This window comes from Pseudomonas sp. PK-RTE-24 (assembly GCF_054052265.1).
Genome location: NZ_CM133224.1, coordinates 4,889,696 through 4,901,761 on the forward strand (window position 1 = coordinate 4,889,696; position 12,066 = coordinate 4,901,761).

Consider the following 12,066-nt stretch of genomic DNA (forward strand, 5'->3'; position numbering starts at 1 on the left):
GAGGTTTCCGTTTGAAAGCTGCCATCGTCAAAAAATACCGTCTGATCATCAAGACCCTCGGCTACGTGGGCTGGTCTTTGTTCTGGTTGCTGCTCTGGGACATCGCCGTCACTGTCGACTTCATGCTATTTCTCAACGCCAAGCTGAATCTGCCGCTGATGCCGCTGACGTTGCTCGGTTCGGCGTTGATCGTGTTGATCAGTTTTCGCAACAGCAGCGCTTACAACCGCTGGTGGGAAGCGCGGACGCTGTGGGGGTCGATGATCAACAATTCCCGCAGCTTCGCCCGGCAGGTGCTGACGCTGCTGGACGACGCAGGTGGCGAGGTGAATCCGATCAAATCCACCCTGCTGCGCCGCCACGTCGCTTACGTAAATTGCCTCGCCGCGCATCTGCAAGGCCAGCCGTGTCCCGACGAGGTGCGGGCGTTTATTCCCGCCGAAGAATTCGCCCGCAGTGGCACGACCAATAACTTTGCCAACGATATCCTCACCGGCTCGGCGACTTTGCTCGCTCGCGAATACAAGGCCGGGCACCTGGACAGTATTCGCCTGGCGCGGCTTGAGTCGACGCTGGTGGATCTGTCCAACAGCCAAGGCGGCATGGAGCGGATCGCCAACACCCCGCTGCCCTACCCTTATGTGTATTTCCCACGGCTGTTCATTTCGCTGTTCTGCCTGATCGTCCCGATAGGTCTGGTGGAATCCCTCGGCTGGTTCACGCCGCTGGCGTCGACCGTGGTCGGGTTCATGCTGCTGGCCATCGAACGCATCGGCACCGATCTGCAGAGTCCGTTCCGCCACAGCGAACACCAGATTCAAATGGAAGCGCTGTGCGAAACCATCGAAAAGAATTTGCAATCGATGCAGCGTGATTCCTTGGGGGATGTGCGCAGGGTTGAGGAGCCCGCTTGAGGCGCTGTTTCAGCAGCAGCGCTTTCCATCAGATGCGCAGCGGCTATTGACGAGTGTCCGCCGCCTCGGCCGGGTAAAACTCGCCCTGCTTGCCCATTTCTTCGAGTCGTTCGCGCGCTACCGCCTCAACACGTGCCACTGCGTCTCGATCGTCAGGGTCAACCAACTGCAAGCACAGGCGTCGGACATTCTGATCATGTGTGCCCTCGCTGAGCATTTCGTGGGTGAAGACTTGTTCAGCACGCCATAGGCATAACTGAGTATGGGTCCCGCCGAGCCATATCTCGTTGATTGATCCAAGATCAGTGGTTGCCAGTTGATCCACGGTGATTGTCTTATCCATTGCGCCGTACCTTGAAAATGCTTGTACAGGTACGACTGGCAGGCATAGCGAGTCGTTCAAGTCGTCGACAGTCCACCCACGCCTTACTCTCACTTATTCGGGAGACTCTTATGAAATCGCCAAAAATCGAAGATTACATCGCTCAATGGCCATTACTGGGCGTGGACTCCGCTGCCCCTTGGTCAGTGGTTCAGGGTTGCGAGAGCCGGATTCTGAAATTGCTTGAAACGCTCGGCCCGGGATACCGGCGCCACGACTATTGTGCGATTCATGAAACCGCCATCGTTGAGCAAGGCGCCGTTCTCAAAGGCGCAATCATCATCGGCGAGGGCTGTTTCGTGGCGGCGGGCGCTTATCTTCGCGGTGGTGTGTATCTCGGCAGAAACTGCATCGTTGGCCCCAGCTGTGAGCTGAAAAGTACCTTCATGCTTGATGGCAGCAAGCTTGCCCACTTCAACTTCGTCGGCGACTCATTGATTGGCGAAGCGGTAAATATTGAAGCCGGCGCGATCATCGCCAACTACCGTAACGAACTGGACGGAGCTGATATCAGGATCCGCCACGAAAATCAGGTGATCGAAACAGGCGTCAGCAAATTCGGAGCGCTGGTGGGTGACGGCTGCAAGATTGGCGCAAACGCTGTGATTGCTCCTGGCGCTTTGTTGCGGCCCGATACGCGTGTTCCTCGCTTGGGGTTGATTGATCAGTTTGCTTACGATTAAAACGAAATGTGTACTCAGGAATTGAATCGCCGTCGCGCGGGGCTGCCCAACTCAGCAAATCTCCCATACGAAAAAGCCCGCAAAGCGGGCTTCTTCAGGCATCGACCAAGCATGCCGCTTACTTGTTCCTCAACAACACATAAGTCTCACCGCCCTTGCGGTCATGCTGAAGAATGAAGTTGTTGTCCTGAATACGCACCTTCGACGGCACACGATCAGCGACCGGCGTTTGCGAGTAAATCTGCGCGGCACTCAGCAATTGTCGGGTCAGGCTGTCATCCGACTGAGTCTCAGTGGCGACGACGCATTCCTTTTCGGAGAGTTGCACGGAGAGATTTTTGTCTGCGGTGAAGCCGATGCGCGTGAAGCCCATGTCCACAAGCTCGGTAATGCCGTTCCTCTTGGCCGCTTCATCCGAGCCGGCGAACGACGGGGCGGTTTTCAGACAAATGTCGATAAAAGCTTCAATGGCTTTGGAGGTGACAGGTGTCGGTGCGGTTGGCGTTGCGGTGGTGCAGCTGGCGAGCACGAACAGGCTGGACAAAGCCAGTGTGCGGAACAACGTATTGGACATGACGCGGGAATCCTTCCATTTGAAATTCGCAATGCAGCCGTCTGGCTGAAACCGCCGGACCGGGCGGCGTGCATGATAAATGAAAAACGCGATACTAGGCCCACCCCTGCAGCTTACTGTTCGCTTGTCAGATCACCTTTGAGTCCCATGAGACCCGGCGGGCTTGAATAGAGGTTCTCCAGAGCCGATATCTCAGCCAGTTGCTGCGGCGAAAGTGTTTTCTCTTCGTTCTCAAGCTGCTCGCGCATAGGGTCTGCAATATCGCTCGGCAGCGACTGTTTAAGCGCCACACGCAACAATCCGCAAGCCTTGAGCTTGTTACGGCTGACGCCCTGCCCATTATCGAAATGAACGGCGAGGGTAATCTGCGCCACAGCGTGACCTTGAACTGCCGCCTGCAACAGCCAGTGATTGGCAAGTGGATAGTTCACCGGAACATCCCCGCCACTGCTATAGAGATAGCCGAGGACGTACTGGGCGTTGACCCGACCCTGATCGGCGGCACGGGTATACCAACGCAATGCGGCGGGTACGTCTTTAGGAGTACCAGTGCCTTGTAAAGTGACCGCTCCCAATAATTCAAATGCAAAACTATCGCCAGCATTGGCCGCTTGGGTGAGCAATTTGACGGCGTGTTGAGGGTCGGCTGGAATTCCTTTACCGGAAAAATAGAGTGTGCCTAATAGAGTCAGAGCCTCGGCATCTCCATGATCGGCTGCCTTGCTAGCCCATTTGAACGCCTGTTGGTCGTTTGCCTCAACGCCGTAACCTTTGTCATAAAAGATAGCGAGTTGTCGTTGAGCTTTGGTATGACCTTGTTCTGCTGCCTTGCTGAACCATTGCGTGCCTTGGACAAAATCACTGGCCACCTCTCCACCCGCGATGCTTGCAACCCCCATGTAATATTGTGCGTCGGCGTATCCCTGATCGGCCGACTCAGTTATCCAATGCATACCTTTGGGGTCGATCAACTTCGACGCCTCGACCGTAGTATTGAATGATGCCAATCTTGTATTGCGCGACAGGGTCGCCTTTTTCTGCAGCGCTCAAGTACCAGTCTGCGGCTTTGCTAGGGTTGCGGCTGACTATCAGCCCCTCCTCATAAGCTGAGGCGATCAAGACAGGAAGGCTATAAGGTCTCCGCCATAGTGCGATCACGAAGGTAACAAGAAGAACGGCCAAGAGGCTGAGGCATAGAGGAATCGAGAACTTGCGCAATTTTGAATCCGTTCATGAATGGGAGGACAACCCTCGGGGCCGAGTCGCCCGACAGGTTATCGCCAGGTTTCATGCTCGCTGAAGGGCAAATCTACAAAAGAGCTCGTGCACACAGTGGGTTACCGCAGGTTCGCAGGTTCGCAGGTTCGCAGATTCGCAGATTCGCCTGCCAAGGCTCACTCATAGAATTTGCCAGCTAACAGAATGGATGCACACCGCTGCCATATATTTGTTTCTGAAATGCTCGGAGAATTCCGAGCACTGTCGGTTGCCCAAGCAGCTGCTGCTTCGAGAAAAGTATCAACAGAACCATTTTCCCACTGCGAAACGCCCAACTCATCGCGTTTTAATGGCGTCACATTATCTAGCAAGGGTTGACTGGCAAAATCCGAACCCAGAGCATCGATGAATGCGATGAACGATTGCTCGTCGTTCACACGCTCCAGTAGTTCATCGAGATCAATCGACATATAAAGACATTCCGCTGCGGCATAATCGAATGAGAGATTCGCCGCGATTTTGTTCCGCGAAAGGAAAAAGAGTCAACTTCTATAACGGGGCACGTCGGGGCTGAAGTGGTTTGCGAGCGACAGCTTCCGGCCGAAAGCTGCCCTTCACGGATGGCAGATTTCGGCCAGTAGCGGACGCCTATGTCGAGCGCTAAGCTGACGTTGCTCTCTTCGGAATGGAGGTCACCCGTTGCGCTAAACTAGCGCGGTTGATTGCAAGTTCGCCGCTTACATCAGGGCCGCGATAGACCATGGAAGTTTCATGGTGCACATAGTCGCCATAGCGCTGCGCACTCAGCCAATTGAACGAGCCGATACACAGTAACTCCTCATCGGCCATAACTATCTTGCTGTGCACCTTGTTAACCACGCACACCTGAACATCCCGCATTCTCAGCGCTGCAATCGCGCCTTCGAATTCGACGACTTTCTCAGGATCGCCCTCCGGCTTGGCGCGCTTGATGCCAGTGTTGAACCCAAGGTCGGTATACACCACCACTTGGACGCCGCGCTGAACGGCGTTACCCATGATTTCCATCGCGCCGCTTTCCAGCATCCATCGCAGTCTGACCCAAGGCGTTACGATCTGAACCTGCTGGCGAGCCGCTTCAAGCGTCTGCATCAGAAACCGATCATGCTCTTCAACTTCATGCAGGTGGCTCAATCCTGTACGCGCTGTTTGTAAGTCATCTCTGGGTTGATACTCGAAAATCAGCTCGTTCGTCGAATCTGTAAACAGAAACTTGGTTAAAAGCCCGCGCGGCTTGCTTATCGGCACCTGGCTGAACAGGTCCATGTCGCCAAACACCAGGAAACTGTCCTTGGCCCGAGAAACGGCAACGTTCAGCATGCTGTCCTTGCGATCGATAAATTCGCCATCGGCATGTTTGGAATAGACCGCAGAGAAAATCACCACCGGCCGCTCCGCGCCCTGAAAGGAATGAACCGTACCGACAGTCATCTCGCCATCGCCTTTACCGGTCTTGATGCCCAGTGCTGTGCAGGCCTTGACGATCGCCTGCGTCTGCGCGCCGAACGGCGTGATCACGCCGAGAATTTCCCACAGTTCCTTCTTGTAGCGCTTTGTCAGCTCGGCTCCATTCGCTTGAATCCACGCAGCGATCGTCTGCGCTTCCAAGAGGTTATGACGGCTACCGCCATTGCTCTTCTGGCACACTCCATCAATATGCAGGTAGCCCAGCCCCGGCAAACCATCTTCCAGTTTTCGCCCGCGCCGCGGCTGTAGCTTGCCCTTGTAGCAAAGGGCATTGCAGTATTCGATTATCGAGTCGTAGCAGCGACGGTGCTCATACAGATACATGCCTCGGGCGAGGTCGTGATCGTAGTGGTACCGACTGGTCGCCTGGGCGATAGCCATGACGCTGCCGTTGGCCGCGCTACGGCCGCTATCGCAAAAGGCGGCATAGTCATCATCGACCTTGTCGCGCGATAGCAGACCGGCGCCCATCAGGTTGCCGATATCGACCGCGGCCGGAATCGACCAGATCGGTTCGATCTGCTGAGTATCGCCGATTACCAACGCTTGCTTGGCGAGCGCGAACGACGGCGCGGCGACTTCGGGAAGGACTTGGCCAGCTTCGTCGACGATCAGTAGATCAATGAAGTTCAGCGCGTAGTCGTCGACGAAGCCGTTACCCTCGTGCCGCTTGCAGTGCAGCTCCTTGGGCAGCCTGAAAAAGGTGGCCACAACGCAGGGCGTGAGCTTCATCCACCGCCGCCAGTTTTTCTCCAGGGTCTTGCGGCCGTTTTTGCCGCGGCTCTTGAGGATCTCTGGCAGGCTTTCGGCGACTTCCATAAGCCAACGACCTTCCCAATAATGGGTAGTCAGCAGGAAGATTTCGAAACGCAGGGAAGTGTCCGCCCACCTGTCGCAGTCGTTGAGAGTCACTTGGGCAGCAGGCCTGTCGGTAAGGGTAGGCAGAACAGCAATCACGGCCTGCCAATTCAATACGTGACGTTGCTCCGCTTGCAGCAATTGCCGGGCCTGCTGCAATCGGGCCACGACGACTTCCTGGGCCTTGCTGGCTTGAGCCACGGAGGCCGTCAACCGGGTCTCGATTTCGCTGATACTGGCGGCGTTTTGCAGCTCGGTGCTAGCCTCATCGAAATGTAATTTCGCCAAACGCAGACGTTTGCCAGCGACCGGGCCAAACCAGCCGAACAGTGTGTAGATCCACGGCTCATGGGCCAGGTAGTGTTTGAAAACCTTCAGACGTGCTTGCGCGTTCGCAAGCTCTTCGGCGTGGTTGAGGCGTTGTGCCTCAAGACGCGCAATGCCTGCATGTGGATCATCGCCCAGCAGTGTCCGGATGGCTTCGCGGGCGCCGACCAGTTCGGCCCAGGCGTACTCGATATCGGTGAGTTGCTGCTGGCGCGAACGGATCGCGACCTGGAGCTGCTTGACCGCGCCCTGGACGCTCAGGCTCCGATCATGGGGGAAGGCGATGGTGGCGCGGGCCAGGTAGGCCTGTTGCGCCTTGTCCAGATAGGACTGCGACTCAAGCTCGGTAAAAAAGCTTTTGGTCTGGTAGGTGCGGGCCATTTCCGCCTCGGCCGAAGACTTGGGAAAGTAAGCGCCGAAGCTGTTGATATCGGGCAGCCAGCGCCCCGCAAAAGGACCGCTCCCCTCTGAGAAGTCCTTGCCGAACGCTTTGATGATGTTGGTCACGGCTTGGTTGTTGGTGGAACTTGCCACAATCACCGGAGGCTCGCCACCGGCCAATGCGGCCTTGGCCCAGAGCGAGGCGACGACCGAAAGCAGCAAGGTGGTTTTACCGGTACCCGGCGGCCCGTTGACGGCCAGCACATCCCCCACATCCGCGACGAGAACATGAGCCAAGCCATCACGTTGGGCGGGCGTCAGGGCATATTCGTCTCCAGCATGGCCCAATCGCACGGCAAACTGGCTGTTGGCGGGCAAGCAAACTTCGTCAGGGCTGGAATCGCGCTGAGCGAAGCGGTCGAATAATGGTGCGTCGGGCTTGCTGTCGCGCAAGTGGTCGTAGAGGCCGACGATATTGCGACTGAAGCCGTCAGCTTTCTCTTCCTTGAACAAATAGCAGAAGTTCACCAGGTCGAAGCCATCCTCTGCCCCCTCCCAACCGCTGGTGACCTTGCGGAACATTTCCATGCAGAAATGGACATAGGCATTCCACTTGTCCCGGTGCTGGTCTGCGGTCAGCTCTTCACCCTCGGCGGATGGAGCGAACAGCGGCACATCTTCGGTGGACAAAAACGCATCCACGTCGACTTGGGCACCGATGACGAAATTATCGCGGTCCAGCGGTTCGAGAATATCGCGGGGCATCAGGGTTTGCGATGTCGGATAAAGACGACCATCGCGGGCGACCAACACTCGACATACAACTGGAGTGATGAACGCCGGAAGACCGTTTCGGGCTTTGCGGTGCTCCAGGCGAGACTTGTAAACCAAGGGCCGCAGGGTGATCTCTACACAGGCTGATTCAGCGGTTTCGTTGGCGAATAAGAGACTCACCTGCTCTGCCGGCACACACCCTGAGAATAAGGCCTCGATGGGTAAAGCGGTGAGCTTTCGGGCTTGGCTGGTGGACAAGGCGCCGTTGCCATTTTCGGCGTCGGCCAAGCAATTTCGCCAATAGTTCGCGAGTTTGAAGGAGTTGTCGTTCATCGTCCTGATTCAATGCGGACCGTGACTCACTGTGACGGTCGATGGATGGGTGATTAGGGCGAGGGTAGCGTGTTGGGTGAGGAATGGCCAACCAGGACATGCTGCGCACCGCGATGCTCCAGAACTGACATCGGCGTAAATGTGGAGGACCAACCAGAATACTCACGCCACACAAGTCCAATTCCATCGAGGATCGCATCTTGAGACTGCCTGTTAGTTCATGAATTAGACCCAAGTGCGGTAGACCAGCCCGTAATGACCGCGACATTAGATGTCAGGTTAGTATCGATGAATGGCGCCTCCCCTTCGTATCCGCCTCTCAAAACGTCAATTTTTCCGAGCCCAACTCCCAAACATCACATCACCGACGTAGATACCCGAAGAAGCTGAACGCTCCTGATCCAGACGCGCCTGCAACGTTTCAATGTCCACCTCTTCTGCATTGGCTACTCCTAATGCAATGATTCGTGGCAAGCATGCTCGAACGATGGCGCCAAGGCTGTACGGCGCATCAGGCGTTTGTATCAGGCACTCAGCGCGCACGCTTTCAACGGTCAAGCCGGCCTGAGTGAAAATGCCGTGCAGGTTGAACCCGATGTGCAAATCCGCTCCTTCGTGAGCAAGCATTTGCTGTAACCAACGTTGCGCTTTTTCATGCAAAGGGAAAGGCTCGACGCTGGCGGGCGCCATCGTCGTATCGTGTTCCTGGAAGATCATGATCCCACCGGGACGCAGACATCTCGACAGCGCTCGGATCGTCGCCACCGCATCCGGTTGATACATCAGGACGCGCCTGCCGACGATGGCGTCAAAAGTGCCGATAGAGTCTGGCAACTCCTGCAGGTCTCCCTCGAGAAAGGTCAGCGCATGTCCTGCGGTGCGCTGGCGTGCAACGGCCATGGCAGCGGCATCGTGATCAACGCCGATGATCTCCCCGTCTCTTCCCACGAGATCACACAGCAAAAACGAAACATCACCCGAACCGCAACCTACGTCCAGGATTCGCATCCCTTCACCAACGCCCGCATCGATCAGCAAGCGTGTGGTGAAGTCGAGTCGGTTGAGCGGCATTATCAAATTCCCTGAGCTTTCCGAAAAAATCATTTATGGACTGCTGTCTCTTGCCGCATAGGATGACCGCTTTTGGTCAAAAAGAGACAGTGGACATTATCTACGCCAAGAAGCTAGCGTCAGACCCTTTCAATTCGAGGACGACACCATGGATGCTATCGCCGACAACTAAAATGAAAACCATCGCCGCTACGTCGTGGAGCTCTGGGAAACACTGTTCGGTTACGAAACCCCGCATAACACCCCCAGCCTGGCTATCGATAAAAAACTGGCCGCAGCCGATGGCCTTTTCTATGTGGCCCTGTCAGGACAAGAAGTCGTTGGCACCGTTCTCGCCGGATATGACGGCCATCGCGGATGGTTGTACTCGGTGACGGTGCACCCTTCGCACCGCAGAAAAGGCATAGGGATGAATCTGGTCCGTCATGCAGAGGGCGCGCTGACCGCGCGCGGCTGTATGAAAATCAACCTGCAAATCTTCAGCTCAAATGAAAATGTCAAAACCTTCTACGAGTCTCTGGGCTACTTGATCGAGCCGCGAATCAGTATGGGCAAAAAGATCGAGTCAAATATCGAGATTCCGGGAGAGCAGGTTTGATCAACGTCCGTTTCGGGTAGGAAGCGACCATTGATGAAGGTGTGCTTTTGGCCGAAAGCGGAAGATGCTCCAAAGCCCTGTCACCAGAAAGTCATGCCAATTTCCTAATCTTCATCCCTCCCGTCGCCCCAAGAGCCCGCATTCCAAAATGCCGCCCATCACCGCCACCTCCCCACTCCGCCAAAAGATCATCCTGCGCTCCGACAACCTCACCTCTTCCGACTTCGGCGCCCTGTTCTCCAGGCTCTTCGGCAACCGCTACGCCGATACTCCGCCGCCACCTTCCAACATCATCATCGGCGGGGTCTACGGGCGGCACGACGGGGTGAGTTTTCGGCGTATGCATTACCACGGCGATTTCAGCGTCACCCTCCCCGACCCGCAGAACGAAATCACTTTCGTCATCCCCACCGCCGGCAAGATCGTTTTCAACCACGTCGCTGAATCCATTGGCATGGCGCACGTCGGTCTGGCAATCGACAAGGCAGATATCCGTTCGATGCGCTTTGTTGATGACCACGCGCATCACGGCATTTCGATCAATCGTCTGCAGCTCACCGAGCGGTTGTCGGCGCTGCTGGAGAAACCGGTCGTGCAGAAGATCGTGTTTGAGCCAAGCGTGGATCTGAATACCCCGGCATTTCAGGGCCTCAAGGCGTTGATCGATCTGGCCACGGGCACTGAGTTCGATGCCTTGATCAACAGCGGCACGTTGATGCCGTCACGGTTGCGCGAGATGTTGATCGATGCGGTGCTGGAGGCGTGGCCGCACAATTTCACCGAGGCATTACGGGGGCCGGCGCCGTGTGTGGCGCCGCGACATGTGAAGGTGGCGATGGAGTTTATTCAGGCGCATCCGCAGCAGTTGGTCAGTGGCGTGGATCTGGCGCGGTTGAGCCATGTCAGCCAGCGCGCCTTGCAGGAAGGTTTTCGGCGTTTTGTCGGGATGTCGATCGTGGCGTATCAGCGGCAGGTGCGTTTGCAGCGCGCCTATGAGGCGTTGGCGCGAGGGCATGCAGGCTCTGTGACGGAGGTGGCGTTGCGTTTTGGCTTCAGCAATGTCGGGCGCTTTTGTCAGTATTTTCAGAGTGCTTACGGCGTAAGCCCAGCGGAATTGAAGGCCAGGCGTTGACCATTCGGTCCGGTGAAACCTGCATTTGATTGAACAGCAGGAATCTCAGGGCGACTAACCCAGACAGGTCGTTTGACGGCACCACCGATTCAAGCGGCGTTTACCTGGCTGCGACCGACGGTGCGTTTCTGCGCGCGTCGGTGCAGGCTTCGCAAGGGGGTTTCCATGACCGAGGATTTCATCGGCTTTTTCACGGCTCACACGATTTTAGGAATTTCACTGGCGAACTGGGTCCTGGCGTTCCTCGCCGCGACACTCAGTTATCTGCTGACCACCACGGCGATCCGTTTCGTGTTCCGCAAGGTGCAGGCGCGGGCCAGTGCCGGCAATGGACATCTGACCTACATGGCCAGCGAAGTGCTGGCGGCGACCAGCACCACGTTGCTGCTGTTGGCGTCGATTCTGGTCGGCATCGGGTTGCTGGATTTGCCGGAGCGCTGGCTCGGGCGGGTCAGCAGTTTATGGTTCGTGGTGGCGGCGTTGCAGGTCGGCCTGTGGACCAACCGCGCGCTGGCGCTGGGGCTGCATCGCTATTTTTCGCGGCATAACGCGACCGGCTCCTTTCAAGCGAGCGCCCTGGCGACCCTGAGCCTGTGGGGCGTCAAGGTGTTGCTGTGGGCGGTGATCCTGCTGGCGATGCTGTCGAACCTGGGCGTCAACATCACTGCATTCGTCGCCAGCCTGGGTGTCGGCGGTATCGCGGTGGCGCTGGCGGTGCAGAACATTCTCGGCGACGTGTTCGCCTCGCTGTCGATTGCCGTCGACAAGCCGTTTGAGGTGGGCGATTTCATCGTCGTCGGCACGCTGGCCGGTACGGTCGAGCACGTCGGCCTGAAGACCACGCGCATCCGCAGTCTCGGCGGTGAGCAGATTGTCATGGCCAACGCCGACATGATCGGCAGCACCATTCAGAACTACAAACGCTTGCAGGAGCGTCGAGTGGTGTTCGAGTTTCGTCTGACTTACGAGTGCACCAGCGAACAGATCCGCCAGATCACTCAACGCGTTGAAAGCATCATCAAGAACGAAAAACAGGCGCGCTTCGACCGCTGTCATTTCCGCAGTTTTGGTGAGAGCGCGCTGGAATTCGAAACGGTGTACATCGTTCTGGACGCCAGTTACAACGTCTACATGGACGTGCAGCAACGCATCAATCTGGCAATCATGGAAGCGGTGGCCGAGCTGGACGCGACGTTCGCCTTCCCGGCGCGCACCGTGCATGTCGCCTCGCTGCCCGAACCCACCGCGCAACCGGCACGCACACAGCAACCTTCGCGTGCGCAGCATGCTTGAGCGCAAGAGCCCGGCAATTTGC

At 56.8% G+C, this 12,066-nt stretch carries 12 protein-coding genes; 5 read left to right on the plus strand and 7 right to left on the minus strand.

Going from position 1 to position 12,066, the window contains the following annotated elements; all coding sequences use genetic code 11:
- Window positions 1-11: 11 nt before the first annotated feature.
- Window positions 12-914 (plus strand): bestrophin family protein, encoded by a 903-nt coding sequence (locus ACV8MC_RS21800; RefSeq protein WP_016774370.1) that lies wholly within the window; start codon window positions 12-14, stop codon window positions 912-914.
- Between the two features lie 43 nt (window positions 915-957).
- Here the strand turns inward: ACV8MC_RS21800 and ACV8MC_RS21805 are convergent, their stop codons facing one another.
- Window positions 958-1,257 carry a hypothetical protein gene (locus tag ACV8MC_RS21805; protein ID WP_016774369.1) on the minus strand — a complete coding sequence of 100 codons (300 nt, stop codon included), beginning with the start codon at window positions 1,255-1,257 and terminating at the stop codon, window positions 958-960.
- Window positions 1,258-1,367: 110 nt separating this feature from the next.
- Here ACV8MC_RS21805 and ACV8MC_RS21810 point away from each other — a divergent pair, with 110 nt between their 5' ends.
- Window positions 1,368-1,979 (plus strand): transferase, encoded by a 612-nt coding sequence (locus ACV8MC_RS21810; RefSeq protein ID WP_457263439.1) that lies wholly within the window; start codon window positions 1,368-1,370, stop codon window positions 1,977-1,979.
- Window positions 1,980-2,097: 118 nt separating this feature from the next.
- Here ACV8MC_RS21810 and ACV8MC_RS21815 read toward each other — a convergent pair whose 3' ends face one another.
- The 6 genes from ACV8MC_RS21815 to ACV8MC_RS21840 form a co-directional block, all read right to left on the minus strand.
- Entirely contained in the window at window positions 2,098-2,553 is a 456-nt protein-coding gene (locus ACV8MC_RS21815) for a hypothetical protein (protein ID WP_457263440.1), read from the minus strand.
- Window positions 2,554-2,666: 113 nt separating this feature from the next.
- Entirely contained in the window at window positions 2,667-3,524 is an 858-nt protein-coding gene (locus ACV8MC_RS21820; protein WP_457263442.1) for a tetratricopeptide repeat protein, read from the minus strand.
- A complete protein-coding gene (locus ACV8MC_RS21825; protein ID WP_457265588.1) occupies window positions 3,490-3,711 on the minus strand; it encodes a hypothetical protein in 222 nt (73 codons plus the stop codon). Before ACV8MC_RS21825 ends, ACV8MC_RS21820 begins: the two co-directional genes overlap by 35 nt.
- Window positions 3,712-3,947: 236 nt before the next feature.
- A complete protein-coding gene (locus ACV8MC_RS21830) occupies window positions 3,948-4,241 on the minus strand; it encodes a DUF7660 family protein (protein WP_071171967.1) in 294 nt (97 codons plus the stop codon).
- Window positions 4,242-4,431: 190 nt separating this feature from the next.
- Entirely contained in the window at window positions 4,432-7,950 is a 3,519-nt protein-coding gene (locus ACV8MC_RS21835) for an AAA domain-containing protein (RefSeq protein ID WP_457263444.1), read from the minus strand.
- Between the two features lie 327 nt (window positions 7,951-8,277).
- Entirely contained in the window at window positions 8,278-9,054 is a 777-nt protein-coding gene (locus ACV8MC_RS21840) for a methyltransferase domain-containing protein (RefSeq protein WP_241149611.1), read from the minus strand.
- 163 nt (window positions 9,055-9,217) lie between these two features.
- On the opposite strand from ACV8MC_RS21840, the gene ACV8MC_RS21845 reads away from it, so the two are divergent.
- The 3 genes from ACV8MC_RS21845 to ACV8MC_RS21855 all read left to right on the plus strand — a co-directional run bounded on the left by ACV8MC_RS21845 (window position 9,218) and on the right by ACV8MC_RS21855 (window position 12,044).
- On the plus strand, window positions 9,218-9,619 hold the full coding sequence (locus ACV8MC_RS21845) for a GNAT family acetyltransferase (protein ID WP_457263445.1): 402 nt from the start codon (window positions 9,218-9,220) through the stop codon (window positions 9,617-9,619).
- 148 nt (window positions 9,620-9,767) lie between these two features.
- Window positions 9,768-10,751, plus strand: a complete 984-nt coding sequence (locus tag ACV8MC_RS21850; protein WP_122750713.1) for a helix-turn-helix domain-containing protein — start codon at window positions 9,768-9,770, stop codon at window positions 10,749-10,751.
- Window positions 10,752-10,916: 165 nt separating this feature from the next.
- Window positions 10,917-12,044 (plus strand): mechanosensitive ion channel family protein, encoded by a 1,128-nt coding sequence (locus ACV8MC_RS21855; RefSeq protein WP_457263447.1) that lies wholly within the window; start codon window positions 10,917-10,919, stop codon window positions 12,042-12,044.
- Window positions 12,045-12,066: the final 22 nt, after the last annotated feature.

Coding starts and splice junctions, on each gene's coding strand:
- ACV8MC_RS21805 (WP_016774369.1), bottom strand. CDS start 1,257: ATGGATAAGACAATCACCGTGGATCAACTGGCAACCACTGATCTTGGA.
- ACV8MC_RS21810 (WP_457263439.1), top strand. CDS start 1,368: ATGAAATCGCCAAAAATCGAAGATTACATCGCTCAATGGCCATTACTG.
- ACV8MC_RS21815 (WP_457263440.1), bottom strand. CDS start 2,553: ATGTCCAATACGTTGTTCCGCACACTGGCTTTGTCCAGCCTGTTCGTG.
- ACV8MC_RS21830 (WP_071171967.1), bottom strand. CDS start 4,241: ATGTCGATTGATCTCGATGAACTACTGGAGCGTGTGAACGACGAGCAA.
- ACV8MC_RS21835 (WP_457263444.1), bottom strand. CDS start 7,950: ATGAACGACAACTCCTTCAAACTCGCGAACTATTGGCGAAATTGCTTG.
- ACV8MC_RS21840 (WP_241149611.1), bottom strand. CDS start 9,054: ATGATTTTTTCGGAAAGCTCAGGGAATTTGATAATGCCGCTCAACCGA.
- ACV8MC_RS21850 (WP_122750713.1), top strand. CDS start 9,768: ATGCCGCCCATCACCGCCACCTCCCCACTCCGCCAAAAGATCATCCTG.
- ACV8MC_RS21855 (WP_457263447.1), top strand. CDS start 10,917: ATGACCGAGGATTTCATCGGCTTTTTCACGGCTCACACGATTTTAGGA.